Below are 25,298 nucleotides of genomic sequence, written 5' to 3' on the forward strand. Positions count from 1 at the left end.
AGAATTCCGAGGATGTACCGATGACCGACCACGACAACGCCTACGACGGCCTCGTCGACGAAGACAGCCACGGCCAGTGGGCTTTCGGCACCAGCTTCGACGACCCCCTGGCCGGCGTCGACACCACGGTTCCGGGTGACGTCGACCTCGCCGCCCTGGCCGGCTACTGCCTGATGCTCGGCGACGATGCGCTGATCAGCTCGCAGCGGCTCGCCGAGTGGAGCACGCGCGCACCGGAACTCGAGGAGGAGGTGGCGCTCGCGAACGTCGGCCTCGACCTGCTCGGTCAGGCGCGACTGCTGCTCGCCCGAGCGGCAGCCGCGGATGCGTCGGTGGTGCCGTTCATTTCGGACACGAGCCCGATTCCCGCCGAGGACGCGCTTGCGTTCTTCCGCGACGAGAACCGGTTCCGTAACACCCGGCTGGCCGAACTCGACAACGGCGACTTCGCGCAGACCGTCACGCGACTGCTGGTCTTCGCCACGTGGCGGCTGGCCCTGTTCGACCGCCTGCGCACCTCCCGCGACCCCGTTCTCGCGGCGGTCGCGGTGAAGGGCGTCAAGGAGCTGACCTACCACCGCGACTACGCTGCCCGATGGGTGGTGACGCTCGGTTGCGGTACGGCGGAGTCGAAGTCGCGCATGGAGGACGCCGTTGCCCGGGTGTGGCCGTACGTCGAGGAACTCTTCACCCCGACGGCCGAGGAACTTGCCCTCGCCGCTGTGGGTGTCGGCGTCGACCCGCGGGACCTCCGCGAGGAATTCGACACCGTCCTCGCCCAGGTGCTCAAGGCCGCGGAACTCACCGCCCCCACGGGCCGGACCGTCGGCACCGTCGGCGGCCGGGCCGGACGTCAGGGCCTGCACACCGAGGCCCTCGGACTGCTGCTCGCCGAGATGCAGAGCGTGGCCCGGGCCCATCCGGAAGGAGTGTGGTGACATGACCACCGCAGTGCGCAGCGACGCCCGCCGCCTCGCCGAGTCCGTCCTGGACCCGGAGATGCCGATGCTCACGCTCGCCGATCTGGGAGTGCTCCGCGACGTCGAGGAGAACGCCGACGGATCGGTGGTCGTCACGATCACCCCCACCTACTCCGGGTGCCCCGCCATGGCCACGATGCGCGACGACATCGAGCACACCCTGCAGGACGCCGGCTTCGGCAGCGTCGAGGTCCGGACCGTCCTGTCGCCGCCGTGGAGCACCGACTGGATCAGCGACGACGGCCGGCGCAAGCTGCGCGAGAACGGCTACTCGACACCGGGTCCCGCGCCGCTGCGCACGTCCGGGCCCGTCCCGCTGACCCTCACCGTCAAGCCGCGGGCCGTCACGTGCCCGGTCTGCCATTCCGCCAACACCCGTCTCGACTCGGAATTCGGGGCGACGCTGTGCAAGGCGCTGTACCGGTGCCTCGACTGCCTCGAACCCTTCGATCACGTGAAGGAAATCTGATCATGACCACAGCGGTGTCCCCGAAGCCCGGCGCGGCGTTGCGCAACAGGGCGTTCCACACGCTCACCGTCGCCGACGTCGAATCCCTCTGCGACGACGCGGTCGCGGTCACGTTCGACGTCCCCGCCGACCTCGCCGACGAGTTCGCGTTCGGCCCCGGCCAGTCGCTCACCCTGCGGCGCACGATCGACGGCGTCGAGCACCGCCGCTCGTACTCCATCTGCGCGCCTGCCGGTTCGGCGCCGCGGGTCGGTGTGCGCGAGGTGTCCGACGGCCTGTTCTCGACGTGGCTCGTCCGCGACGTCCGGCCCGGCGACCGGATCGAGGTGCAGGGCCCGAGCGGATCGTTCGTCGCCGACCCCGAGGCCGGCGGCAGGCACGTGCTGATCGCCGCCGGATCGGGCATCACCCCGATGCTGTCGATCGCCGCGTCGATGCTCGCCAACCCCGAGGCCGAAGTCGTTCTCCTGTACGGAAACCGGCGCACCCGCTCGGTGATGTTCGCCGAGGAGATTGCCGACCTCAAGGACATGTACGGGTCTCGTTTCGACATCATCCACGTCCTGTCCCGCGAGCCCCGCGAGGTGGAACTGTTCACCGGGCGCCTCGACGCCGACCGGTTGCGTGCGCTCTTCACGTCCATCGTGCCGCTCGCCGACATCGACCACTTCTGGCTCTGCGGCCCGTTCGGGATGGTCACCGACGCCGAGACGGTTCTCGGGGAACTGCAGATCGACAAGAGCCGCGTGCACCACGAACTGTTCTTCGTCGACGACGTCCCGCCGCCGATGGAGAAGCACCGCGAACCCGGTGTCACCGGGCCGAGCAGCGAGGTGACCCTCGTCCTGGACGGCCGCTCGACCACCGCGACGTTGCCGCGGGACGAGTCGATCCTCGACGCCGCCGAGAAATACCGCTCGGACCTTCCGTTCGCCTGCAAGGGCGGCGTCTGCGGAACGTGCCGCGCGAAGATCACGTGCGGTGACGTGGACATGCGCCGCAACTACGCGCTCGAGGACTACGAGGTCGACTCCGGCTTCGTGCTGACGTGCCAGACCTTCCCGGTCAGCGACAACGTGACCGTCGATTTCGACGCCTGACCCTACCCAGCCCGCCCACCCCGGAGACTAGAATGACCAGTATCGCCACCCCCTCGCAGGACATCGAGTTCGCCACGCGCGACCGGATCTCGACGCTGCAACTCGAACGTCTGCAGTGGTCACTTCTCCACGCGTACACCAACGTTCCGCATTACCGGAAGGCGTTCGACGTCGCCGGTGTGCACCCGAGCGACCTGAAGGACCTGTCCGATCTGGCGAAGTTCCCGTTCACCGCGAAGACGGACCTGCGGGCGAACTACCCGTTCGGGATGTTCGCGGTGCCGCAGGAGAAGGTCTCCCGCATCCACGCCTCCTCCGGCACCACGGGCAGGCCGACGGTGGTCGGGTACACCGCGAACGACATCAGCAACTGGGCCGACCTGATCGCCCGGAGCCTGCGGGCTGGTGGCGTGAAACCGTCCGACAAGGTGCACGTCGCGTACGGGTACGGACTGTTCACCGGCGGCCTCGGCGCGCACTACGGTGCGGAACGGCTGGGCTGCACGGTGATCCCGATGTCCGGGGGCATGACCGACCGCCAGATCCAGCTGATCGAGGACTTCGAACCCGACGCGATCATGGTGACCCCGTCGTACATGCTCACGATCGTCGACGCGATGATCAAGAAGGGCATCGACCCGTCGAAGACGTCGCTGCGGACCGGGGTGTTCGGCGCGGAGCCGTGGACCGAGGAGATGCGAACCGAACTCGAGAAGCAGCTGAACATGGACGCCGTCGACATCTACGGACTGTCCGAGGTGATGGGCCCCGGTGTGGCGATGGAATGCGTCGACACCAAGGACGGCCTGCACATCTGGGAAGACCACTTCTACCCGGAGATCATCGACCCGGTCACCGGCGACGTCCTCCCCGACGGCGAGGAGGGCGAACTCGTCTTCACCTCGCTCACCAAGGAGGCCATGCCGATCATCCGGTACCGCACCCGCGACCTCACCCGCCTGCTGCCGGGCACAGCGCGGTCGGTGCGGCGGATGCAGAAGGTCACCGGGCGCACCGACGACATGATCATCCTGCGCGGGGTGAATCTGTTCCCCACCCAGATCGAGGAACTGATCCTCACAATCTCCGCGCTGGCCCCGCAGTTCCAGTGCATCCTCGACCGCCCCGGTAGGATGGACGAACTGACCGTACGAGTCGAAGCCCGCCCTGACGCGTCCGCCACCGATCACCCCCGTTCCGCCGCCGAACTCCAGAAGCTGGTCAAGAACCGCATCGGAGTGAGCGTGAAGGTGGATGTGGTCGCCCCCGGCGCACTGGAGCGGTCGCTCGGCAAGGCACGGCGACTGATCGACAACCGCTCCGCTCTGTGAGGTGATCGAAGGTGCGTCTCGGTGGTGAACACGCGCGTCACGACGACGGCCAGTTCGAACACTGGCGGCAGGCCGTCTCCACGGCGTTCGTCCCACTCGCCGTGGTGTCCACCGCCGAGGACGGCGAGGCCAGGTTCACCGGTACCCTGCGCACCACCGCGCTCGGCGGACTGCAGCTCAGCGAGGTCGGGGGACGGGCGGTGGACGTCCGGCGGACCCGCACGTCCATCAAGCGGTCCGACCCCGGCCTGGTGAAGGTGGGCCTGCAACTGTCGGGCCGCGGCGTCATCGTCCAGGACGACCGTGAGGCCGTGCTCGGGCCCGGCGATTTCGCCGTCTACGACACCAGCAAGCCGTACGACCTGCACTTCGCCGGCGACTTCAGCATGTTCGTGCTGATGTTTCCCCGCGAACTGCTGCGCATAGCCTCGCGGGAACTGGGCACGGTGTCGGCGCGCCGCATCCGCGGTAGCACCGGGATGGGCGCGCTCGTCTCGCCGTTCCTGACGAACCTCCACCACTCCGTCGTGACCGGCACGATGCCGACGACCCCCCTCGTCGAGGACGCGGTCGTCGACCTGCTCAGTGCCGCGGTGCAGGCGGAGGCACCGGCCGACGCCACCGCTCCCGGCGCGACACTGCTGCTCCGTGTGAAGTCGTTCGTCGACGCGCACCTGCACGACCCCGCGCTCGACACCGCCACGGTGGCGTCCCACCACCACGTGTCGACGCGGCACCTGCAGAAGATGTTCGAGGCGGACGGGCACACAGTGGCCGGGTGGATCCGTCACCGCAGGCTCGAGAAGTGCCGCCGCGATCTCAAGGACGTCCGCTTCCGTGGCGAGAGCATCGGAACCATCTGTGCCCGGTACGGTCTCGTCAACTCTTCGCACTTCTCGCGGCTGTTCAAGGACACGTACGGCGTGTCGCCGCGAGCCTTCCGCGAACAGGAACTCCTGTCGATCAGCGTGTGAGGTCGGCGCCGGCTCCCCCACGTGAGTGGGAAAGCGTGCCGGAACACACTTTCCCACTCACGTGCGGAGGGCGACTCGCTCGTCCGTGAGCGTTGTCAGAGCACGGATTCCAGCCAGGCGGCCGTCTCGAACAGGCGCTGCTCGGCGCCGGGGCGCCCGATCAGCTGCAATCCGAGGGGGAGGCCTGCGCTGTCGCGCTTGCCGGGGATGGTGACCACGGGCAGGCCCATCGCCTGCCACGGTCGGCTCAGCACGGGCGTCCCCGTAGCGTCGTGGCCGCGGGGAGCGGCGCCGAGTGCGGCGGGTCCGAGGACGGCCTCGTCCTCGTCCAGCGCCGCGAGCAGCAACTGCCGGATTTCGGTGATTCCGGACAGGGCGGCGCGGTACTGAGCCTCGGTGCTCTGGGCTCCCGCGGTGAACAATTCGACGAGGGGTGCACTGATCATGTCGGGCTGCGCCGCCTCGACGGCGCGTTCCCGGGCGGCGTCGTATGCCATCACCGTGTGGTGGTGTTCCGTCAGCGCCACGACGGCCGCGGCGGCATCCATCTCACGGCATCGAACGCCCGCGGTCTGCGCGGCACTCGCGGTGGTCCTGAGCGCCGCCGTCATGTCCGGGGACACCTCGCCGAGTTCGAACCCACTCCACAGGCGGAGCCGGCGCGGCGCGGAAGGCTCGAGAGCGGGCGCCCGGGTGCCGTCGCGCAGCGCCGTCCACGCGAAGTGCAGATCGGACACCGTGCGTGCCAGCAGCCCCACCGTGTCGAGACGGGGACTCAATCCGGTGATGCCGGCGGTCGGGAGTTCGCCGTGGGCGGTGACGAAACCCGCGACTCCGCAGAACGCCGCCGGCCGGGTCAGCGATCCCGCGGTCTGCGTGCCGAACGCCAGCGGCACCATGCCCGCGGCCACCGCTGCCGCCGAACCGCTCGACGACCCGCCGGGGGTGTGATCCACGGCGCGCGGATTGCGGGTCGGGCCGGGCTTGAAATACCCGAACTCGGTGGTCACGGTCTTGCCGACCGGGAGCGCACCGAGTGCGCGCGCACGCGCCACACAGTCGGCGTCCGTCGACGCGGGTTCCGCGCTCCGCAGCTCACTGCCGCAGCGCGTCGGCATGCCGGCGACGTCGATCAGATCCTTGACGCCGACGGGAACACCCCACAGCGCGCCGCCCGGGCCGCTGGATTGGATTCGGGCGGCCGCAGTCCGCACCGCGTCGGCATCGAGGTGAGCCCAGGCGTGGATCGTCGGATCCAGGTCCGCGATCTTCGCGAGTGCCGCATCCGCCACGTCGACCGGCGTCGTCGAACCCGCCGACAGCTGTTCGACCAGGTCCCGAAGTGGTGACCGTAGTTCCGTCTTCATCGTGTCGCCGCCATCGTGTCGTCGTTCTCCGTCTCGGTCTGTCCGGTGAGCGCCCGGGTGCGCATCACCGAGAAGAGGCGGTCGGCCCGTGCCTTGGTCTCCCCGGACGGCGCCGACATCAGTGCGACGACGACGGACACCGCCAGCGAGAGGGGCGCCACGGCGAGTGCCGGGTTCGAGAATCCGAGGATGGAGTCCGGCCCCTGGACGACCGGGCTGAGCAGGATGACGGTGATCGACAGCACCAGCCCGACGACGATGCCGGAGATGACGGCACGTGCCGTCATGCGCTTCCAATACATGGTCAGCAGCAGCGCGGGCAGGTTCGCGCACGCGGCGATGGACATTCCCAGCGACGCGAGGAACGCGACATTCTGCTTCTGCGCCGCGAACGCGATGGCGACACCGATGACGCAGGTCGCCACGGTCGCCACCCGGGCCGCGCGGTGCTGAGCCTTCGCCGATACCGATCCGTTCCGGATCACCTGCCCGTACAGATCGTGTGCGATCGCACCCGATGTCGCGATCACCAGTCCGGACAGTGCGGCCAGAATGGTCACGAACGCCACGGCCGCGACGAACGCCAGCAGCACTCCGCCGCCGACGGTTTCYGCGAGCTGCGCGACCGCGAGGTTGCCGCCGCGGTTCTCGGACTTGATCACCTCGACCCCGACCAGCTTGGCGGCGCCGTAGCCGAGCACGGGAACGAGGAGGTAGAAGGCGAAGAAGATCCAGATCGCCGTGTAGGCGGACGTTCTCGCCTGCCTCGCGTCCGGGACGGTGAGGAATCGGATCATGACGTGCGGCAGGCCGAGCACGCCGAGAACGAGCCCGACTGTCTGCGACAACTGATCGAACGACGCCGCGCCCGACGTGCGCTGCGGTGCGACGAACGACTGACCGAATTCGGCGAGCGCGGTGCTGAACGGGCCGAAGGGGTTGAAGTCGAAGCGCACCAGCACGAGAACGAACAGCACGACGGCACACACCATGAGCAGACCGGTCTTGATGATCTGGATCCAGCTGGTGGCGAGCATCCCGCCGACGAGCGTGTATGCGGTGGTGAGTGTTCCGATGATCAGCACGGCCACCGCGTAGTCGAGGTCGAACAGCAGCGACACCAGCAGTGCGGCACCGACCAACTGCGACACGAGGTAGACCACGCTGATCACCACCGTGCTGAGCGCCATCATCGAGCGCACGTCCTTGCCGGGGAAGCGGGTGGCGAGGACATCCGCCAGCGTGAAGCGGCCGAGGTTGCGCAGCGGTTCGGCGATCAGCAGCATCGCGAGAACGAACGCGACGGGCACGAAGACCGCGAGATAGAACCCGTTGAAACCGGTCAGGGCGATCGCACCGGTGACACCGAGAAACGAGGCGGCAGAGATGAAGTCGCCGGCGATCGCGACACCGTTCTGGCGACCGGTGAGACTGCCGCCGGCGACGTAGTGATCGGCCGCCGACTTGTTCCGCTTGGACGCCCACGCGGTGATCATCAGGGTGACGGCGACGAGCGCCGCGAAGAGTGACGCAGAGACGAGGTTCACGGCGCGTTATCCTTTCGTCCGCGATGCGGTTCGGGCGTCGAGTTCGGCGGCACGCGCCATGTAGTACCGGGCCACGACGATGGCGACGGCGAATTGCGCGACTGCGTAGAGCCACGCCACGGTGACACCGCTGAACACGACGCCGTCCAGCAGTGAGGTGAACCCGCCGAGGATCGGCAGGGGCAGGAACAGGGCGAGGACCAGGGCGCTGAGACGAAACGTCAGGGCGGCACGGGTATCTGCGAGCTCCTGCAGGTCGGAATCCTGCGGGAGCCCTTCTCGAGGTGGCGAGGTGTCCATGTCTATCTACCTCCAGCTGCGGTGGGAACGAGGGCGGGTGTCACGGTGATCGGATCGGACCATTCGTCGTAGAACAGCCAGTCGGGGGACTCGACCGGGACCGACAATCGGTGGAACTTGCGCTGGAAGTAGACGAGGCTGTCGCCCTGTTCGCGTGTGCGGACGCGATCGAGTTCGATGAACATCACCGAATGCGATCCCATTGTCTTGATGTCGGCGATCCGGCCCGCGAGCACCACATGGGCGGCGCGCAGGATCGGGACACCGTCGCCGGTGTCCTCCTCCCAGATGTCCCACTGGAAGCGGTCAGCCATCGCTACTTTCGTCGCGCCCGCGAAATGCATGGCCAGCTCTTCGTCGTCGCCGGCGAGCACGTTGATGCCAACCCGGCCATTTTCCCGGAATACGTTGTGCATCGCGCTGTTCTGATTCACGCACACGAGCGCCGTAGGAGGGGAGTCGGTCACCGAGCAGACCGCGGTGACGGTCATTCCGCAGCGCCCGGCGGGGCCGTCGGTCGTCACGACGTTGACCGCGGCGGGCAGATTCGCCATGGCGGTGCGGAAATTCAGTTGCATGGGTGTGAGTTCGGGCATTTTCAGCCTCCGTGAGTCGGAACGGGAAGTCGTGTCACCACGTGGCGCCGGCGATCCTGCAAAGAAGGATATGACGCGCTCGTGCGCTGGAACATTGGCGGCGACGCTACTTTCTCGCAGGAAGTCGCGTATCCGGGTAGGGGATTTCTTCAGTTGCCTATCGCTTCCGTTACGGTCGGTGTTGACTGGACGGGGAAGCAAGCCATCTGTGCGAGGCAGGATTCGATGGAGCAGCAAGAAACACGGGTTTACATCGTCGACGACGATCAGGAGTTGTGCGCGTCGCTTGCGTGGCTACTCGATTCGGTCAACATCACGTCGGAGTACTACTTCTCGGTGCAGTCGTTCCTCGAGGAGTACCGCCGCGACATCCCGGCCTGCCTCGTCCTGGACGTCCGGATGCCGGAAGTCGGGGGATTCCAGCTCCAGGAGACACTCCTCGCCGACGAATCCCCGATTCCGATCATCTTCGTGTCGGCGCACGGCGACATCAAGATGTCGGTGCGGGCACTGCAGCGGGGTGCGCTGACGTTCATCGAGAAGCCCTACGATCCGCAGCACATGCTCGACGTGATCCAGGATGCGCTCCGGGTCGCGCGGCAACGATTCGGCGAGCGTCGCAACCGAACGGAATTGCAGGGTCGGATAGACGCGCTGACGGTGCGGGAGCGGGAAATTCTCGCACTCGTGCTCGACGGGTTGCCGAGCAAGAACATCGCCAAAGAGCTGGGTATCAGCGTGAAGACGGTCGACGTGCATCGCACGCGTATCAAGGAAAAGACCGGAGCAGAAAGCATTGCGGTTCTCGTGCGCGACATTCTGCAGGCCGGACTTTCCGTGACCTGAAAGTGTTCAGGGAAGCTCGACGACGAGTCGCGCGGATTTCGCGCGCGACACACACGCGGCGATTCTGTCTCCCGCCTTTCTCTCACTCTTGGTGAGGCAATTGTCCCGGTGGTCGGGCTCGCCCTCGAGCACGTCCATGACGCACGTGCCGCAGATCCCTTCCCGGCACGAGGTGTCGATCTCGATGTCGTTCTCTTCGAGTACGTCGGCGATGGATTTTCCGGCCGGCACTTCGAACACCTCGCCCGTGTCGAGTTCCACCTCGAACGCCGTATCCGACTCGGTCGCGGCAGGCGTCGCCGCCTCGAAGTGTTCGAAGTGGACCGCGTCCTCGCCGACCGCAGGTTCGGCCAGCAGGCGCACCCGATCCATGAAACCTTCGGGGCCGCACGTGTAGACGTGGGTGGCGGCGGACGCGTCCGCCAGGATCTTCTCGAGCGCCGAGAACTGGTCGTCCCGCGTGAGACCGAAGTGCTGGTGCACGTCCTGCCGGAAATCCGCATTCTCCAGCAGGTCGACGAACGCGGCCTGCGCCCTCGTGCGCGCGAAATAGTGCAGGTCGAATCGCTGTCCTTGCCGATGCAACGCGAACGCCAGACTCAGCATCGGCGTCAGCCCGATCCCCGCTGCGACGAGGATGTGCCGATCGGCACCCTCGGCGAGCGTGAGCAGTGTCCGCGGCCCGCTGATCCGCAACTCGCTGCCAGTCGTCACGTGATCGTGCAGCGCGGCCGAGGCGCCGCGCGGACCGGTCTCGCGTTTGACGGCGACGACATACGATTCGGACTCGTGCGGCGGGCTGCACAGCGAGTACTGGGTGAGGACCTCGGTGGGTCCGAGGATGTCGATGTGGGCGCCCGCAGGGTACGGGTCGAACCGTGAACCGTCCGTCCGGACCAGCCGGAACGACTTGATGTCCGGCGTTTCCTCGACGATTTCCGCGACAGTGACAGTGAACATGCTCATGGTGATTCTTCCTCCGGTGCTGCGACCCGTCGCCCTCGAGCGGGGGTCAGCGCATGTACAGGCCGCCGTTGACGTCCCAGCAGGCTCCGGTCACCGACGCGGCGGCCGGGGACGCGAGGAGGGCGACCGTCTCGGCGATGAATTCGGGCGACCCCAGTGTGCCCACGGGAATGGTGGTGAGAATGGCCGCGAGTTTGTCCGCGGGCACTGTCTCGCGCACCACGGGCAGGTCCAGCGGTCCCGGCGACACCGCGTTGACGGTGACACCCGACGGTGCGAGTTCCCGGGCGAAGACCTTGGTCAGCGTTCCGACGCCGCCCTTCGCGGCCGCGTAGTGGGCCCCGGTTGCCGTGCCGCCGTTCTGGCCGGCGAGCGAGGCGATGTTGACGATGCGGCCGTAGCCGCGTTCGGCGAAGTGGCTTCCGAACACCTGGCAGCCGAGGAACGCGCCGTTGAGGTTGATCTCGACGATGTCCGAGAATTCCTCCGGCGCAATGTCCATCAACGAGCCGGTCTGGGAACGGCCGGCATTGTTGACGAGAACGTCCGCCCCACCCCAGACGTCGACGACCCGGTCGCACAGGGACTCGAAGTCGGACTTCTTCCGAACGTCGAGGACGGCGGCGACGGCGGTGTTCCCGGAGGAATCCAGCGCCACCGCAGTCTCTTTCGCGGCGGCCTCGTCGATGTCCGCGACCAGTACGCGATATCCGCGGTCGTGCAACAGGCGGGCGATGGCGGCGCCGAGTCCGCGTCCGGCGCCGGTGACTACTGCGACGTGATCCATGTCGAACTCCTATTTCTGGAGGGAAAGGTCAGAGGAGGTAGCCGGAGGCGTTGACCGCGCCCTGCGAGTTGACGAGCCGGATGACCTTCAGGTCCAGCCGTGGGCCGTCCTCGGTGTAGCGGATGCGGTGCGTGACGTCGGCCGCGAGGGTCTGCTGGTCGTCGCGTTTGAAGCCCACGAGGATCTGTGCGGACCTCAGCGTGATCGAGTCGTCGGTGCGGTCCTCGACGGTGAAGCGGGAGACGGTGCGGACGGTGCGGGCCGCGGCGAGCGCGGACATCGAGTAGCCGGAGGTCAGGCGTTCGATCCGCATGCGCCGCATCCGGGTGTCGTCGTTGACCATGTTCAGCGATCCGTCGAAGTCGTCGGTGTCGGGGTCGATGGGTATGACGTACCGGCCTTCGTCGGTCCAGAGTGCGTCCCAGGTCTGGTAGTCCTTGGCGTCGAGCAGGGCCGCTTCGTGCCAGACGAGTTCGATGGCCTGCAGTACCCGGGTGTCGGACAGTGCGATCGTCAGGAGGTCAGTGCTCATCGGTCATCATCCTCTTCCACATTGCGTAGGCTTCGCGCATTCCGGTTTCGTCGGTGACGTGCGAGGTGCGGTGCCCGTCGCTGTCGAGTGCTTCACGATTGAGACCGCGGTTCACCATGATCGGCATTCCGGGTGCGCCGCGGGAGCCGCGCTGAACCCGGTCCCAGGCCTCGGAGTCGTCTGGGCTGCCGAACCCGAACGGGCCTTGGAAATGTTCGTGGATGCGGAGACGTTCGCGGTTGACGATCTCGGGTCCGCCGTCCATGCCGAGGGCGATGTGCCGGATCTCGGTCTCGTCGACCGCGATCGGGCGCAGTACCCGGAAGAACKACATCGACATCGCGACGTTGGGGAAGATGTTGAGGTTGAACCCGGCGCCGTGCATGGAGCGGACGATGCGGCGGACCTGGTCGGCGGGCATCGTCTTCGACAGCTCTTCGACGATGTGGTCGAAGCGGGCCTGAATCTTCTCGGTGCCGTCGTGGTCGAGGTCGACGTGCTCCGGGACCATGATGGCGACGCTGTGGCCGTTGCCGAGCGCGTGCGTGACGGCGTTGTCGTCGGTCATGAAGGAGAGCATGTCGGCGGTTTCGGCGTCGACGGACGACATCCAGGATCGGTGCACGATGGGGAAGTGGTAGCCGTCGGTGGTGTTCTCCAACTGGATCTTCCAGTTGCCGCGGAAGCGGAAGCAGTGCTCGCCCTGGGTCTTGATCGGGTAGCCGGCGCCCTGCTTCATGAACAGGTCGATCCACACTTTCGCGTCACCGAGGAAGTCGTCGAGGGGCTCGACGTCGGGGTTGAAGCTGGCGAAGATCATTCCCGCGTACGACTCCACTCGCAGGCTCTGCAGCGGGAGGTCCTTCTTGTCGAGGTCCTCGTCGTAGCCGTCGGGGTAGGGGATCCCGCGCAGCCGCCCGTCGAGGGCGTACGACCAGCTGTGATACGGGCAGGTGAACCCGTTGGCCTTGCCCTTGGGGACCTCGCAGACGCTGGCCCCGCGGTGGCGGCACCGGTTGAGCAGAACGTTGAAGTTGCCCTTGCGGTCGCGGTTGACGATCACGGGCTGCCTGCCGATGGTCGCCATCTTGTAGCTTCCGGCCTCGGGAATCTCGCTCTCGTGGGCGACCCACACCCAGGTGCGGTAGAAGATTCGCTCGAGTTCGGCCTCGAACATGTCGGGGTCGGTGTACAGCGATCCGTCCACGCGGTCGTCGGTGGCGAGGTCCGCGAAGTTGGTTTCCGTGAAACCGGTGTCTGTGGGATCCAGCGAAGTGGTCATCACATTCTCTTTCCATTCGATTCGAGCAGTCGCGGAGCCTCGTCGAGGCGGGTGGCGAACAGCTTCTCGGTCGTGAAGTGGCTGATCCGGGCGGTGCCGTCCCGGACTTCGCACTCGGCGGTGATGCGGGCGACGAGCAGTTCGGCCGATTCGTCCTCGTACCGCGACAGCTGTTGCATGACCCACCGCCCCTGCGCTGTGGGTGCGTCCACGTCGATCTGCTCGTTGCCGAGCAGGTGCRCATTTCTCCGGAAATGAGAGTTCGGTGGGAGGTACGCGGTGAGCATTCCGACGATCTCCCGGCGGCCCTGCCGCCTGCCGAATTTGTGCGCGTAGTCGCTGCCGACGCCTTCCCACACCGCGTCGGCGGTGAAGAGGGAGCCGAGTTCCTCGGCCGAGAACTGCACGGACGGAACGTCACACAGTTCCATGTAGCGGCACATCACCCGGTGAACGGCCTCGCGCCTCTCGATGCGCTCGGTCGCGCTCGCACGGTGCATGTCGCTCACACGCCGAGGTCGACGTCTTCGCGGACGGTGAGCGCGCGGCCGATGCGGGCTTCGATCTTCGCGTAACGCCACAGCGTGTACTCCCCGACCGTGGTGGTGCGGAAGAGGTTGCAGACGTCCTTGACGGTCTGCTGGGTGTCGACGTCGGCGAGGATGTAGCAGGTCCACGGCCARCCGTCCGACGGTCCCACCATGTGGCTGTCGTCGTCGATGTCCCCGATCAGCCGGACGCCGGGCGTCTCGGCCAGCGCGTCCATCATCCCGGAGAACGCCTTCCACACCAGGCCGCCCTGGCCGGTCGGGAGGTCGAAGAAGTTCTGGTTGATGCCGATGCAGAACAGCACTCTCAGTGGTGCGGTCATGGTTGTACTCCTGAAAGGTCGGTGGTCGGGGTGCGGACGATGCTCAGATGAAGCCGGGGAACGGCGGGATATCCATGAGCACCGCACCGGCGCTGTCGTAGATGCCGTCGCCGAGGAAGGCGTGCTGCGGCGGGACCAGGGCCTCGCGCATGTACCGCTGCATGGCGTTGCCGTCGTAGATGGCGCCGGTGCCCGACAACTGGAAGGCGGTGTGCACGGCGGACGCACCCGCCTTGGCGACGTGGGTCGAGGACAAGCGAAGAAGTGCCGCAAGCTTTTCCGGGACGGGATCGCCGGCGACCACCGTGGCGTACGCCTCGTCGGTGACCTCGTAGAAGAAGGCGCGCGCGGACCGCAGCGTCGCCTCCGCCTTGGCCAGGTCGATGCGGTAGTAGGCGCGGTCGGCGAGTTTGGGCGCTCCGGTGATCCCGGTGCGTCCCGCGCCGACCTTGATCGCGTAGTCGAGCGCCGCGCGTCCCACTCCGAGATTGACGACGGCCAGCACCTGGGCGGCGTACGCGATGGAGGGATAGCGGTAGAGGGGTTCGTCGACGGTGGGGGTTCCGCCCCGGATGAACGTCCAGTCCTCGGGCACGACGACGCCGTCGACCTTCAGTTCGTGGCTGCCGGTTCCCGAGAGACCGACCACGTCCCAGTTCTCGACGATCTCGACGTCCTTCGGCCACAGCAGGGCGGTGCGTGGCTTCCCCGCGGTGGAGTCGCCGCCGCGGATGCCCACACCGAGGATGTCGGCGCCCTTGCATCCGCTGGCGAACTTCCACTGCCCGGTGATCTTCAGGCCTCCCGGCACCTGTTCGACGGGCTGCACCGGAAACAGGCCGCCGGCGAAGACGAGGTCGGGGCTGTCCTTGTACAACTCGGCCTGCGTCGCGAGGGGCAGCGCCGCAAGGTAGACGAGGGCGGAGCCGAAACTCGCGACCCAGCCCGCCGACGCGTCCACCGCGGAGATTCGTTCGATCATCCGCAGAAACTCGCTCGGGGGCAGTGCGTCGCCGCCGAATCGGCGGGGGGTCGCCGCGCGGTAGATGCCGACCTGCTTGAACTCGTCGATCATGTCGCGAGGCACGAACTTCTGTGTGGCGAACTCTTCCCGCCGCAWTGCGACGTGCTCGAGGACGTCCTCGAACGACAGCGTCCCGTTCGCGGCGGTGTCCGTCGTGTCGAGGGTCGGTGCGGTGGTGGTCATCAAATACTCCGATCGACGCGAAGTAGAAGGGGTGTGGCGTGTTTCGTGTCGAGTTTCACGCTATTGCGGTGGCGGGCATCACTCAATCGGTGCTTCCTCCCGCACACGTGCAGAGATGTCGCCTCGGAGTAAAGGATTTCCCTATCGTGTCCGCGGTCTGCACGCTCAGTAGACTCGACGTGAGCCCAAGGAGGCCGCATTGTCCGATCTCGCGCCGTCCGACTACGAACAACTCGTCGAGTCGCTCCGCTACTGCGTCCTGGTCCATGATGCGGCGACCAAGGACATCCTCTGGGCCAACAGGGCTGCGTCGGAACTACTCGAGTTCACGGTCGAGGAGCTCAAACCGCTCAAGGCCCCCGACATGAGTTCCCCGGCGAAGCGCTACCGCCGGTCGGTGGGACGGCGGTGGCTGCAGGAGGCCGTCGACAACGGGGCGGCGGTCACCGAATGGGCGTATCGCGCGAAGAGCGGGCGAGAGGTCCTGACGGAGGCGATCGCGATCCGGGTCGAGCTGTGCTCCCGGACCGTGGTGATGGTGCAGTTCCGCGACATCGAGCAGGAAACGTCGATGCGCCGCGACCTCACGCGCACCGAGGCCGATCTCAGCCGCACCGAGGCCCGCCTGGCCGCGTTCCTGCGGAACATGGCCGAGGGCATCCTGGTCCTCGACGACGACAGCCGCATCACGTATGCGAGCGAGGCGGCGTCGGAACTCCTGAAGGTCCCGGTGGCATCGCTTGTCGGCGAACGCTTCACGGAGTTCTGCCGGGCGGGGCAGTCACGGGAGAGCGTGCGCCGGGCCCTGGACCTGACCACCGCCGACGGGGGTTCCCAGAGCCTGCGCTACGAGGTGGAATTGATGTCCGAGGAGCGCCGGTGGCACGCGGGAAGCTGCCAGCACATCGCGATCGAGAATGATCTGAGCGGGCACCTGCTGCTCTTCCACGACGTCACCGAGCACGTCCGCACCGAACAGGAGCACGAACGGGACTCGCAGTACCTCAACTATCTGGCCCGCTACAACGCGATGGGCGACATGGCCATGGCCATCGCGCACGAGTTGGCCCAGCCGCTCGCGGCCGCCACCAACTTCATCGCTGGAACGCAGAGCCGCCTCGGTGACGGGCACAGCAGTCACGACGAGGTGAGCTGGGGCCTCGGGGAGGCGCGCAAGCAGATCGACCGGGCCAATCAGATCGTCCGGAGCCTGCGCGAATACGTGACACAACTCGAGGAGTCCCAGCAGATCGTCGACCTCAACGACATCGTGGACGAATGTGCGTATTTCGTCGACATCCGCGCGCGGCAGAAGGGTGTTCACGTCGAGTACCTCCGGGCGCACGACACGGTTGCCGTCGTGTGCGAACGTGTGCTCACCGGGCAGGTCATCCTGAACCTGTGTTTCAACGCCATCGACGAGATGGCGGAATGGCCGGCAGCCGACCGCATCGTGACGGTACGCACGGACGTCACCGAGACGGAGGGCGTCGTGAGCGTCGAGGACCACGGCAAGGGTCTCTCGCACGTCCCGGACGGCCGAATCTTCGACGGCGCGTTCACGTCGAAGTCCACGGGCCACGGAATCGGACTTGCGCTGAGCCACCGCATCATCACCCGCCAGGGCGGGACGATCACCGCACGCGAGAACGATCCGCACGGGGCGGTCTTCACGTTCACGCTGCCGGTCGACCCGAACCGCTGAGCGACCAACACTCACAGGGTAAAGGTTTCTTGGATTCCGTTGAGCACGATCCGGTTCTAGCGTTATGGGAAAACCACCGCGGCCCCGGAGGTACCTCGTGGACTATTCGCATCACCACCGCACATTCCTGACCTGTTACGCCGACACCCACCGCTACGGCTGGCATCACGTCGACCTGTTCGTGCACGACGAGCACGGCAACGAAGTGAACTGGGTGCACTGGCAGGTGAGGGAGGACGGACCGGACGGCGCCGACGTAGCCACCGCGCGCGTCGAGCCGAACCTGCGGCGGACCACCGATTGGCAACGCGGAATCAGCGCCGACGGAAGCGAGTACTGGATCGCGGAGGCGGCCTGGGCGCAGTGACGTGCCCGGACGCCGAACGGCCGGTTCGCCCACAGCAGTGGTGAACCGGCCGTTCGGATGTAGCGGTGTCGGGCCTACGCGACACTCTCCGTCACGCGCTCGAACACGACCTTCCCACCCAGCACGGTCGTGACGACCTGCATCGCGGGTATGTCGTGCGGATCGATGGTCTCGAGGTCGCCGTCGAGGATGCACAGGTCGGCCACCTTGCCGACCTCGAGTGATCCCTTCCAGTCCTCGGCGAAATCCTGCCAGGCCGCATTGATCGTATAGGTCCGGACGGCGTCGGCGAGCCCGATGGTCTGGTCGGGTCCGCTCACCGCGCCACTGGCCTTGCTTTCCCGCAGGATCATCGTCGAGATGCCCTGGCGCCAATCGGGTGGTGTGACCGGTGCGTCGGAACTGCTCATCAGGTGCACCCCGGATTCGACGGCGCTGCGGTACGGCCACTCGTAGGCGGCGCGTTCGGTCCCGACCACCCCCACCTCGAGGTCGGCGATCGTCCACTTGATCGTCGGGTTCATGTTGACGCCGATATCGTTCTCGGCCAGTCGCTTCAGGGTGGCTTCGCTGATGAAGTCGCCGTGGATCAGGTAGTGCCGGGCATCGTCGCGGGGGTGCGCGATCTGTGCGGCGATGATCGCCTCGGCGACGGTGTCGATGGCACGGTCGCCGGTGACGTGCACACCGATCTGGTAGCCGGCTTCGTGACCGATGCGGACCATTTCGGTCACCTCGTACACCTGCCGCTCGTCGGTGTCGCCGCCGACGCACAGGGAGCCGCAGCCGCCGCCGACATACTCCTCGTGCATCCACGCAGTCTTGCTCGGCGGGATGCCGTCGGCGAACACCTTCACCCCGAGAACCCGGAACATCCGCGGGTCCACCGTGTCCGGGACCTCGATGTCGGCGAGGTTCTTCCCGAAATCCTCGGCGGAACCGGACATTCCGGTGGGCAGGAGGAGCAGGTTGACGCGGGCGCCTAGTTCTCCGCGGCGGGCGAGGTCGGCGTACACCGACAGGCCCTCGGCGCCCATCGCACCGCCGGCGAGGGCTTCGCCGCCGGGGCCGATCGCGGGGTCGGTGAAGCTGGTGATCCCTTCGCTCTGCAGGATCGAGATCGCCGAGCGGAGTGCTTCCTCCCGGCGCTCCCGGGTGAGGGTCGGCAGAACCCGCTGCACGAGGGCCTGCGCTCCCTCCATGACGATGCCGGTCAGCAGGCCGTCCTCGCCGGTGGGCATGAGGCTGCCGGGCGGCAACGGGATCGTCTCGTCCACCGCGGCGAGGGCAAGCGCCGCGCTGTTCACCCACGATGTGTGCCGGGAGAAGTCCTGCAGGAACACGGGATTGTTCGGGGACACCTCGTCGAGGTCCCAACGGGTCGGTGTCCGCCCGTCCTCGGTGAGGCATTCGTCGAGATAGCCGTCGTCCCAGCCCGTTCCAATGATCCAGGCGCCGTCCTCGGCTGCCGAGGCGGCCTCCCGCACGAGTTCGCGGACGTCGGCGATCGACCGGACGGCCGGGAACGACACGTCGAGCGACAGCGGCGGCGTGTCGAGTCCGTAGGCGATGGCGTGCAGGTGCGAATCGTTGATTCCTGGGAGGATCGTCCTCCCATCGAGATCCGTGACCACCGTGTCCGGTCCGATCAGGGTTTCGATCTCGGCGTCGGTGCCCACCGCGTGGACGAGTCCGTCGCGGACCGCGAGGGCGGTGGCGATCGTGAAGTCCTCGTCGACGGTGAAGACCTTGCCGCGGGTGTAGACGGCATCGGCGTAACTCATCGGTTCCTCCAGGGTGCTGTCGGTGGGAGGGCGGTCAGACGGCCATCGGGGCCATGCCCAGGATCATCAGTGCGGAACCCGCCGCCGCGGTCTTGACGCCGGAACGGCGCTCGCGGCGCGGGGTGGAGCGGAAGAGATACAGGGTCAGCAGTGCCCAGCACACGAGCACCACGAGGGGAAGCCAGCCGGTCGAGATTCCTGCGCCACCGTGATGGTGGCCGGAGGGTGCCGGCGCCGACGCCGCCGGAGCGGGAGCGGACATCGGCGCCAGGAGCAGCAGCACCCCCATCGCCGTGAGGTCGACCGCGCAGGGAACGGCGGTCCGGCGGTGCATGGTCTCGCCGGTGACGAACACGGCGAGGGCGATGAGGACGGCGCCCCCCAGCAGGTGAATTCCCGCCGGCACACCGGGGATCATCATCGCGATCATGGACAGCGCCATCGCACCGTGCGCAATCTGGACCCGGCAGTCCGTTCCGTGTGCCCGCCACATCGGGACGAGGGCCCCGACCGCTCCGATGAACATCGCCGCATGCACGGCAGGGATCTCGAACATCGTCGGACTCAGATCGTCGGGGTGAGTTCGCGGCTCTGTCCGACATATGCCCGGCTCTGCCGGGTGACCCGGGCGACGACCAGTCCGGCGACGAAGAACAGTGCGATCACGGCGAGCAGGATGTCCGCGAGCAGTTCCGACCCGCCGATCAGGGTGGTGAAGTTGTCGAGCACCAACCAGGTGACGGCCACCAGACCCACGCATCCGAGCACGGGGGCGATGCGGGTGTGCCAGAGTCGGGTGTCCAGCCGGGTGCGGGCGAAGAACGCGATGATCGCGACGCTGGTGAGCACCATCAGCACCAGGATGCTCACGGTGGCCAGACCCGCCATCCAGGTGAACAGTTGCAGCACCGGGTCCGCGCCGGCGAGTGCGAACACCCCGACGACCACCGTCGCGGAGATCGTCTGGGCGATCGAGCCGACGTGCGGGGAACCGTGCTTGGGGTGGGTGCGGGCCAGTGCCCGCGGGGCCGCACCCTTGCGGGCGAGGGCGAACACGTACCGGGAGATGGCGTTGTGGAACGCCAGCAGCGCGGCGAACAGACTCGTGACGAGCATGATCGCCATGACGTCGGCGGCGGGTCCGCCCAGGAACTGCGCGGCGGCGGCGAACGTCAGCCCGGCAGGGTCGGCGGCGGCCGCGTCGGACACGTTGTCGCTGCCGAACGCGAGCACCACGGCCCAGCTGGCCAGGGCGTACACCAGTCCGATGACGATGACGGCGGCGTACGTCGCGATCGGGATCGTGCGCCGGGGGTTGCGGGCCTCCTCGCCGTAGATCGCGGTGGCCTCGAATCCGATGAACGACGCGATCGCGAACATCAAAGCGACACCCGGTGATCCGCTGAAGAACGACGTCGGGGTGAACGACGCGAAGTCGATGCCCGCGGCTCCGCCCTTCACCAGGACGCCGAACGACAGCGCGAGGATGATGCCGATTTCGAGGACGAGGAGAACGCCGAGCACCTTGGCGCCCAGATCGATGCTGCGGTACCCGAGCACGGCCACCAGCGCGATGAGGACGAGCGCCCACATCCACCAGGGCAGGTCGGGTCCGCCGTACTGGACGACGAGGCCCTGAATGGTCGCGGCGGCCAGGCCGTAGACGGCGGCCTGGATGGCGGTGTAGGTCAGCAGAGCGAGACCGGCGGCCCCGAGTCCGCAGGATTCGCCGAGACCCTTGGCGACGTAGGCGTAGAACGCGCCGGTGTCGACCATGTGGCTGCTCATCGCCGCGTATCCGACGCTGAAGACGAGCAGGACCAGCGCGGCGATGAGGTAGGCGGTCGGGGCGCCCGCGCCGTTGCCGATCGCGATCATGACGGGCAGGGCGCCGCCGATCGCCGTGAGGGGAGCGGCGGCGGCGATGACGAGGAAGACGATCCCGACGACGCCGATGGATCCGCGCAGCTTGCCGGGTCCGGAACCCGTGGTGGTGTCAGACATGAGTGCCTCCGTCCGAGTGGCAGCTGCTGCTGCCTCCGGTCGAGCAGTGCTTCGACGTCGTGCGGGGCACATCGAGAGAGGGGTTGCGGTCGAAGAAACCGTTGGGCTTCAACGTGAATCCGGTGTAGTCGACGGGCATGATCGGCCAGTCCTCCGGGCGCGGGAAGTGGGTGAGGCCGAACGTGTGCCACACGACGAGGTCCTCGTTCTCCAGATCGCGGTCGCCGGCCACGAAGCTGGGCAGTCCTGCGCCGCCGGCGTGCTGGTTCACGAAATCGCCTGCCGCGTACCGTTCCTTCTCGTCGAACTGGGTGACCCACAGGTGCTTGGTGGCGAACGTCGCCCGCGCAGCGATCGAGGAGTCGTCGTCGGCCAGCAGGATCGGCTGCCCCTCCGGGTGCAGTGCGTACGCCACCGGCTTGCCCAGACGGTTCAGCTTGTTCGGGTTGCTGATGTGCCACACGCGTCCGACGCTGTTGTCCGCGAGGCGCTGAGCCTCGGATTCCTTCGTCAGCGGTGTGCGCTCGAGGGTGAACGCATTGCCGTGCAGGTTCCCGGGGCCCATCTTCACCCGCTTGGTCTGCACTTCCTCGACGGAGTTGCGGTCGCCGTCGATCATCATGTCGAGGCGGGCGCTGAACAGGTGCTGGTGGTACGGGGCGCCGAGACCGGGGGCGATCTCGGAGGCGTACGGGTAGTCGCCGCCCGGGTGTCCCGACGTGAAGACGACGCCGGTGGCCTTGACCTCGAACTCGATGGTGCCGTCGAGGTAGAGGTACCAGAAGAAGCCGTAGTCGTAGTTGCCGATCGTGGTGAAGAAGGAGACGACCAGGCGGCGCTGGCGGCGCGTCTCGGCCGAGCCGGCCCACAGGTCGGTGTGCTTCCACAGCACGCCGAAGTCTTCCTCGTGCATGCACACCGCGTTCTTCAGCGTCTTGGGGCTGCCGAACTCGTCGGCGATGACGGCGTCGAAGTAGGTGATGTCGCCGACGCAGTCGCAGCCGAGTTCGAGGGCGTTCGCGTAGCGACCGACCATGTACTCGCCGGTGTCGAAGTAGTTCTGCCACGACCGGACCGGCGAGGGGTCGCCGTAGGGCACGACCATCTCGGCGATGGACGCGCGGTGGATGATCGGGCGAACCCGGTCGCCGTCGGCGAATCCGAGCTGATGGAGGACAAGTCCCTCGCGGGCGTCGAAGCCGACGCGGAACGACCACTTCTCCCAGTCGACGCGGTTGCCGTCGACGACGAAGCTGGGGCCCTCGGGCTGGGTGATCTCGATCGGCTTCTGGGTGGTGCGCAGCGGGCCGGTGACGGCGAGGTCGTCGAAGTTGCCCGACTCCTCGGGGATCGGGACGGCGCCGAGGTCGAGGACGTCGGTGACGGTCCGGTTCATGACGTCGACGAAGCCGACGAGCCCGTCGATCGGGTGAGCCCAGGCGTGGTCCTTCGGGTGGTCCTGGCGGAACGCGAGCCCGCGGAGGATCCGCTTGCCGGTCTCGCCGGGGTAGTCGAAGACGCCGGCCGAGAGGGGAGCGACCCGGACGTCGGCGACGTCGAGTCCGCGCGTGGCAAGTGCGGCGAGCCAGCGTTCGTCGGCGGACAATACCTGCTCGACGAGTTCGAATTCCTCGTCCAGGACCGGCATCTGACCGTCCCGGGTGGCGTCGAGGGTGACCGAGCTGATCACCGACCGCCGGGTCACGGACACCACGACATCCACGGCGTTCGGGGACGAGATGTCGTGCAGCAGAACGCGGAATCGGCGATCGGTCTCGTTGGTCTCGGCCGGGTACAGGGTCGACTTGTCCGGTTCCTCGAGGCCGACGTAGACGAATCTCGTCTGCTCGGTCAGCGCGTCGGCGGCCTCGAGGATCTCGCGGAGCGATGCGATCTCTTCGACGGTCGGCAGCGACAGCGGGTGGTCGATACGCGCAGGGGAAAGGGTGGGCATGTCGCGATCCTTTGGTTCTACGGGTGTTGAATAAAAAGCTTAGTGACGTACGTTACAGCCGAGGTGCCCTCGTGTAAACAGTGAGTTTCCGACCCGGACATACTGGGCGTCCGGTCAAAGGTGCGCTAACGGATTCCGCAGCAACGGAATTGGACGAGCGTACGAAAACTCAGAGCGTGGTGACGAACCGCTCGAGCATCTCCAACTGACGCTCCGACGACGTCTCGCCCGGCGTGAGGACACCCAGAATCTGCATGCCCATCATCATGTTGAGCAGTTGCTCCACCACGATGGTGACGTCGATGTCGCCGACGGTGCCCTCCTCGCGGGCCTGCTCGAGGAAGATCGCCATCTGCGCGCGCCAGCGGTCCATCGTCCGCCGGTTGGTCGCGGCCATCTGCTCGTCGTACATGGCCCGCGGCCACAGGGAGGCGGCGATCCGGGCCTCGAGGAGCTTCTCCTCGTTGATCGGCATCACCTCGCGGCACAGGATGCGCAGGGCGTCGAGGCCGGTCGCGTCGCCGAGCGCCTCGGTGATCCGGCGATCGGTGGCCTCGGAGATGTGCTCGTACGACGTCCGGAGGATCTCGTCCTTGCCGGCGAAGTAGTGGCTCAGGGCGCCGTTGGTGTACCCGGCCTCGGTGGCGATGTCGCGCATGTTCGCGGCCTCGATACCGCGGGCGGCGATCAGCCGCCAGGCGGCGGCGGTGATGCTTCGCCGACGCTCGTCGTGATCCACGAGCTTAGGCACGACGTGTACCTGCTCCACCAGCGATCATGCGACCACGGTATCAATGAGCTCCGCCGAGATTGAGCACGACCACTCCGGAGACGACGAGACCCAGTCCGAAGATCTTCGTCGCGGTCAGCGGTTCACCGAGGAATGCGGCCCCGATCGCGACGATCGCCGCCGTCCCGAGCCCCGACCACATGGCGTAGGCGATCCCGACCGGCACCGTCTTGACCGCCTGCGACAGGAACAGGAACGCGACGACGTACCCGGCCAGGCACCCGACCGTCGGCCACAGCCGGGTGAAACCCTCGGTGGACTTCAGCAGGCTCGTGCCGAACACCTCGGCGGCGATCGCGGCGAGCAGGAACACGTACGGCATGGGGACAGGGAACCATGCCGGGAGCGGTGAGGCGTGCAGCGCCCCACCGCTCCCGACGGTGCCGTCTACGAGTACATGATGACGCCGCGGACGTTCTCGGCCTTCCGCATGGCCTCGTAGCCGTCGTTGATCTGGTCGAGTGTGTATGTCCTCGTGATCATCTCGTCGAGCTTCAGCTGACCCTCCATGTACAGGCGGAGCAGATGAGGGATGTCGAACCGGATGTTCGCGTTGCCGAACCACGCCCCCTTGAGTGTCTTGCGCATCGCCGTCAGATCGAACAGGTTCAGGTCGACGTCGTTCTGCGTGACGTCGCCGACCGACACGTGGACGCACGTGCCGCCCTTCGCCACCAGGCTCATCGCCGGAGCGATGATGCGGCCACTCGCATTCGCGACGGTGATGAGCACCTTGTCGGCCAACTGGCCCCACGTCAGGTCCTGGAGGAGGGGGAGCGCCTCGTCGATGCTCGCCGCGGTGTGGGTCGCGCCGAAGATCTTGGCCTGCTCCCGCTTGAACTCCGAGGGGTCGACGACCACGACGTGCCGGGCACCGGCGAGCGCCGCGCCCTGAACCGCCCCGCACCCGACGCCGCCCATGCCGATCACCACGACGGTCTCACCGGCCTGGACGCCGGCGGCGTACACCGACGACCCCCAGCCGGTCGTGACGCCGCAGCCGACCAGCGCCGCCTTGTCGAGCGGGATGTCCTTCGTGATCTTGACGCACGAGGCCTCGTTGACCACCGTGTACGGCGAGAACGTCCCGATCAGGCACTGGATGGCAGCGTCCTTGCCGCGAACGTGGTGCCGCGCCGTGCCGTCCGAGATCTGCCATCCTTCGAGCAGGTGAGCACCCAGGTCGCAGATGCTGGACTGTCCAGTCGCGCACTGCCGGCACCGCCCGCACGCGGGGATGAATCCGAGTGCGACGTGATCGCCCTTCTCGACGCTGGTGACCCCCGGCCCGACCTCGAGCACGACACCGGCGCCCTCGTGCCCACCGATGAACGGGTAGTACTCGAGCGGCAGGCTGCCGTCCCGGACGTGTTCGTCCGAATGGCACATCCCCGACGCCGCCAACTGCAGCAGCACCTCCCCGTGCTTCGGCGGGTCGAGTTCCAGTTCTTCGATCTGCCACGGCTGACCGGGCTCCCACAACACAGCGGCCTGGGTCTTCATGTTTCCTGCTCCTGTCCGACGACGTCGATGGTGTAC

26 protein-coding genes are annotated in these 25,298 nt (G+C 67.1%); 8 read left to right on the plus strand and 18 right to left on the minus strand.

All coding sequences use genetic code 11. The features are described 5' to 3' along the window. The first annotated feature begins 20 nt into the window (after positions 1–20). Genes paaC through AC1DWT_RS12520 form a run of 5 tightly spaced genes read left to right on the plus strand, consistent with a single transcriptional unit; the run spans position 21 to position 4,854 of the window. Positions 21–938, plus strand: coding sequence for a 1,2-phenylacetyl-CoA epoxidase subunit PaaC (paaC, locus tag AC1DWT_RS12500; RefSeq protein WP_378676859.1), 918 nt, complete (start codon positions 21–23; stop codon positions 936–938). Between the two features lies 1 nt (position 939). After that, positions 940–1,449 (plus strand): 1,2-phenylacetyl-CoA epoxidase subunit PaaD, encoded by a 510-nt coding sequence (gene paaD, locus AC1DWT_RS12505; RefSeq protein ID WP_095862073.1) that lies wholly within the window; start codon positions 940–942, stop codon positions 1,447–1,449. Positions 1,450–1,451: 2 nt separating this feature from the next. Continuing rightward, on the plus strand, positions 1,452–2,549 hold the full coding sequence (gene paaE / locus AC1DWT_RS12510) for a 1,2-phenylacetyl-CoA epoxidase subunit PaaE (protein ID WP_206013640.1): 1,098 nt from the start codon (positions 1,452–1,454) through the stop codon (positions 2,547–2,549). A gap of 32 nt (positions 2,550–2,581) precedes the next feature. Continuing rightward, the gene (paaK, locus tag AC1DWT_RS12515; RefSeq protein ID WP_477920762.1) at positions 2,582–3,880 is read left to right on the plus strand and encodes a phenylacetate--CoA ligase PaaK; all 1,299 of its coding nucleotides are present in this window, start codon (positions 2,582–2,584) and stop codon (positions 3,878–3,880) included. A gap of 11 nt (positions 3,881–3,891) precedes the next feature. Further along, positions 3,892–4,854, plus strand: coding sequence for an AraC-like ligand-binding domain-containing protein (locus tag AC1DWT_RS12520; protein WP_072936994.1), 963 nt, complete (start codon positions 3,892–3,894; stop codon positions 4,852–4,854). A 95-nt stretch (positions 4,855–4,949) separates the two neighbouring features. Here the strand turns inward: AC1DWT_RS12520 and AC1DWT_RS12525 are convergent, their stop codons facing one another. From AC1DWT_RS12525 to AC1DWT_RS12540, 4 genes are read right to left on the minus strand one after another with little or no spacing between them, the layout of a single operon-like run. Further along, positions 4,950–6,221 carry an amidase gene (locus AC1DWT_RS12525; RefSeq protein ID WP_477920765.1) on the minus strand — a complete coding sequence of 424 codons (1,272 nt, stop codon included), beginning with the start codon at positions 6,219–6,221 and terminating at the stop codon, positions 4,950–4,952. After that, entirely contained in the window at positions 6,218–7,768 is a 1,551-nt protein-coding gene (locus tag AC1DWT_RS12530; protein ID WP_378676284.1) for a solute symporter family protein, read from the minus strand. Before AC1DWT_RS12530 ends, AC1DWT_RS12525 begins: the two co-directional genes overlap by 4 nt. A gap of 6 nt (positions 7,769–7,774) precedes the next feature. Next, on the minus strand, positions 7,775–8,068 hold the full coding sequence (locus tag AC1DWT_RS12535; RefSeq protein ID WP_072936997.1) for a DUF485 domain-containing protein: 294 nt from the start codon (positions 8,066–8,068) through the stop codon (positions 7,775–7,777). Positions 8,069–8,070: 2 nt separating this feature from the next. Beyond that, positions 8,071–8,664: a flavin reductase gene (locus tag AC1DWT_RS12540; RefSeq protein WP_072936998.1), complete on the minus strand. Its 594-nt coding sequence runs from the start codon at positions 8,662–8,664 to the stop codon at positions 8,071–8,073. A gap of 225 nt (positions 8,665–8,889) precedes the next feature. On the opposite strand from AC1DWT_RS12540, the gene AC1DWT_RS12545 reads away from it, so the two are divergent. Then, a complete protein-coding gene (locus AC1DWT_RS12545; protein WP_072936999.1) occupies positions 8,890–9,510 on the plus strand; it encodes a response regulator transcription factor in 621 nt (206 codons plus the stop codon). A 6-nt stretch (positions 9,511–9,516) separates the two neighbouring features. Here the strand turns inward: AC1DWT_RS12545 and AC1DWT_RS12550 are convergent, their stop codons facing one another. Genes AC1DWT_RS12550 through AC1DWT_RS12580 form a run of 7 tightly spaced genes read right to left on the minus strand, consistent with a single transcriptional unit; the run spans position 9,517 to position 15,155 of the window. Further along, positions 9,517–10,476 (minus strand): PDR/VanB family oxidoreductase, encoded by a 960-nt coding sequence (locus AC1DWT_RS12550; protein ID WP_095862077.1) that lies wholly within the window; start codon positions 10,474–10,476, stop codon positions 9,517–9,519. A 46-nt stretch (positions 10,477–10,522) separates the two neighbouring features. Next, positions 10,523–11,263 (minus strand): SDR family NAD(P)-dependent oxidoreductase, encoded by a 741-nt coding sequence (locus tag AC1DWT_RS12555; protein ID WP_072937001.1) that lies wholly within the window; start codon positions 11,261–11,263, stop codon positions 10,523–10,525. Between the two features lie 28 nt (positions 11,264–11,291). Beyond that, a complete protein-coding gene (locus AC1DWT_RS12560) occupies positions 11,292–11,795 on the minus strand; it encodes an aromatic-ring-hydroxylating dioxygenase subunit beta (protein WP_095862078.1) in 504 nt (167 codons plus the stop codon). Continuing rightward, positions 11,785–13,077, minus strand: coding sequence for an aromatic ring-hydroxylating oxygenase subunit alpha (locus AC1DWT_RS12565; RefSeq protein ID WP_477920769.1), 1,293 nt, complete (start codon positions 13,075–13,077; stop codon positions 11,785–11,787). The genes AC1DWT_RS12560 and AC1DWT_RS12565 overlap by 11 nt, the downstream gene beginning before the upstream one ends. Next, positions 13,077–13,577: a nuclear transport factor 2 family protein gene (locus tag AC1DWT_RS12570; RefSeq protein ID WP_477920891.1), complete on the minus strand. Its 501-nt coding sequence runs from the start codon at positions 13,575–13,577 to the stop codon at positions 13,077–13,079. Before AC1DWT_RS12570 ends, AC1DWT_RS12565 begins: the two co-directional genes overlap by 1 nt. Before the next feature lie 5 nt (positions 13,578–13,582). Further along, positions 13,583–13,948, minus strand: a complete 366-nt coding sequence (locus tag AC1DWT_RS12575; protein ID WP_477920771.1) for a hypothetical protein — start codon at positions 13,946–13,948, stop codon at positions 13,583–13,585. Between the two features lie 43 nt (positions 13,949–13,991). Next, positions 13,992–15,155: an acyl-CoA dehydrogenase family protein gene (locus tag AC1DWT_RS12580; protein WP_477920773.1), complete on the minus strand. Its 1,164-nt coding sequence runs from the start codon at positions 15,153–15,155 to the stop codon at positions 13,992–13,994. Positions 15,156–15,354: 199 nt separating this feature from the next. Here AC1DWT_RS12580 and AC1DWT_RS12585 point away from each other — a divergent pair, with 199 nt between their 5' ends. Next, a complete protein-coding gene (locus AC1DWT_RS12585; protein ID WP_477920775.1) occupies positions 15,355–16,860 on the plus strand; it encodes an ATP-binding protein in 1,506 nt (501 codons plus the stop codon). 97 nt (positions 16,861–16,957) lie between these two features. Continuing rightward, on the plus strand, positions 16,958–17,227 hold the full coding sequence (locus AC1DWT_RS12590; RefSeq protein WP_083395744.1) for a hypothetical protein: 270 nt from the start codon (positions 16,958–16,960) through the stop codon (positions 17,225–17,227). 74 nt (positions 17,228–17,301) lie between these two features. Here the strand turns inward: AC1DWT_RS12590 and AC1DWT_RS12595 are convergent, their stop codons facing one another. The 7 genes from AC1DWT_RS12595 to AC1DWT_RS12625 all read right to left on the minus strand — a co-directional run bounded on the left by AC1DWT_RS12595 (position 17,302) and on the right by AC1DWT_RS12625 (position 25,262). Beyond that, a complete protein-coding gene (locus AC1DWT_RS12595) occupies positions 17,302–19,011 on the minus strand; it encodes an amidohydrolase (protein WP_477920777.1) in 1,710 nt (569 codons plus the stop codon). A 34-nt stretch (positions 19,012–19,045) separates the two neighbouring features. Beyond that, complete coding sequence (locus AC1DWT_RS12600; protein WP_095862083.1) at positions 19,046–19,567, minus strand: DUF5134 domain-containing protein; 522 nt, start codon at positions 19,565–19,567, stop codon at positions 19,046–19,048. 8 nt (positions 19,568–19,575) lie between these two features. Next, entirely contained in the window at positions 19,576–21,015 is a 1,440-nt protein-coding gene (locus tag AC1DWT_RS12605) for an APC family permease (protein WP_095862084.1), read from the minus strand. Then, positions 21,008–22,969 carry a primary-amine oxidase gene (locus AC1DWT_RS12610; protein WP_095862085.1) on the minus strand — a complete coding sequence of 654 codons (1,962 nt, stop codon included), beginning with the start codon at positions 22,967–22,969 and terminating at the stop codon, positions 21,008–21,010. Before AC1DWT_RS12610 ends, AC1DWT_RS12605 begins: the two co-directional genes overlap by 8 nt. Positions 22,970–23,138: 169 nt before the next feature. Further along, positions 23,139–23,708, minus strand: coding sequence for a TetR/AcrR family transcriptional regulator (locus tag AC1DWT_RS12615; protein ID WP_072937011.1), 570 nt, complete (start codon positions 23,706–23,708; stop codon positions 23,139–23,141). 52 nt (positions 23,709–23,760) lie between these two features. Beyond that, on the minus strand, positions 23,761–24,081 hold the full coding sequence (locus AC1DWT_RS12620) for a DMT family transporter (protein ID WP_072937012.1): 321 nt from the start codon (positions 24,079–24,081) through the stop codon (positions 23,761–23,763). A 65-nt stretch (positions 24,082–24,146) separates the two neighbouring features. Further along, on the minus strand, positions 24,147–25,262 hold the full coding sequence (locus AC1DWT_RS12625; protein ID WP_009475608.1) for an NDMA-dependent alcohol dehydrogenase: 1,116 nt from the start codon (positions 25,260–25,262) through the stop codon (positions 24,147–24,149). Between the last annotated feature and the right edge of the window lie 36 nt (positions 25,263–25,298).

Source organism: Rhodococcus sp. P4_B6 (genome assembly GCF_056402215.1).

Excerpts from the sequence above, each read along its gene's own strand:
- paaC (WP_378676859.1), top strand. The coding sequence starts at position 21 with ATGACCGACCACGACAACGCCTACGACGGCCTCGTCGACGAAGACAGC.
- paaD (WP_095862073.1), top strand. The coding sequence starts at position 940 with ATGACCACCGCAGTGCGCAGCGACGCCCGCCGCCTCGCCGAGTCCGTC.
- paaE (WP_206013640.1), top strand. The coding sequence starts at position 1,452 with ATGACCACAGCGGTGTCCCCGAAGCCCGGCGCGGCGTTGCGCAACAGG.
- paaK (WP_477920762.1), top strand. The coding sequence starts at position 2,582 with ATGACCAGTATCGCCACCCCCTCGCAGGACATCGAGTTCGCCACGCGC.
- AC1DWT_RS12525 (WP_477920765.1), bottom strand. The coding sequence starts at position 6,221 with ATGAAGACGGAACTACGGTCACCACTTCGGGACCTGGTCGAACAGCTG.
- AC1DWT_RS12535 (WP_072936997.1), bottom strand. The coding sequence starts at position 8,068 with ATGGACACCTCGCCACCTCGAGAAGGGCTCCCGCAGGATTCCGACCTG.
- AC1DWT_RS12540 (WP_072936998.1), bottom strand. The coding sequence starts at position 8,664 with ATGCCCGAACTCACACCCATGCAACTGAATTTCCGCACCGCCATGGCG.
- AC1DWT_RS12545 (WP_072936999.1), top strand. The coding sequence starts at position 8,890 with ATGGAGCAGCAAGAAACACGGGTTTACATCGTCGACGACGATCAGGAG.
- AC1DWT_RS12550 (WP_095862077.1), bottom strand. The coding sequence starts at position 10,476 with ATGAGCATGTTCACTGTCACTGTCGCGGAAATCGTCGAGGAAACGCCG.
- AC1DWT_RS12555 (WP_072937001.1), bottom strand. The coding sequence starts at position 11,263 with ATGGATCACGTCGCAGTAGTCACCGGCGCCGGACGCGGACTCGGCGCC.
- AC1DWT_RS12560 (WP_095862078.1), bottom strand. The coding sequence starts at position 11,795 with ATGAGCACTGACCTCCTGACGATCGCACTGTCCGACACCCGGGTACTG.
- AC1DWT_RS12595 (WP_477920777.1), bottom strand. The coding sequence starts at position 19,011 with ATGAGTTACGCCGATGCCGTCTACACCCGCGGCAAGGTCTTCACCGTC.
- AC1DWT_RS12600 (WP_095862083.1), bottom strand. The coding sequence starts at position 19,567 with ATGTTCGAGATCCCTGCCGTGCATGCGGCGATGTTCATCGGAGCGGTC.
- AC1DWT_RS12605 (WP_095862084.1), bottom strand. The coding sequence starts at position 21,015 with ATGTCTGACACCACCACGGGTTCCGGACCCGGCAAGCTGCGCGGATCC.
- AC1DWT_RS12610 (WP_095862085.1), bottom strand. The coding sequence starts at position 22,969 with ATGCCCACCCTTTCCCCTGCGCGTATCGACCACCCGCTGTCGCTGCCG.
- AC1DWT_RS12620 (WP_072937012.1), bottom strand. The coding sequence starts at position 24,081 with ATGCCGTACGTGTTCCTGCTCGCCGCGATCGCCGCCGAGGTGTTCGGC.
- AC1DWT_RS12625 (WP_009475608.1), bottom strand. The coding sequence starts at position 25,262 with ATGAAGACCCAGGCCGCTGTGTTGTGGGAGCCCGGTCAGCCGTGGCAG.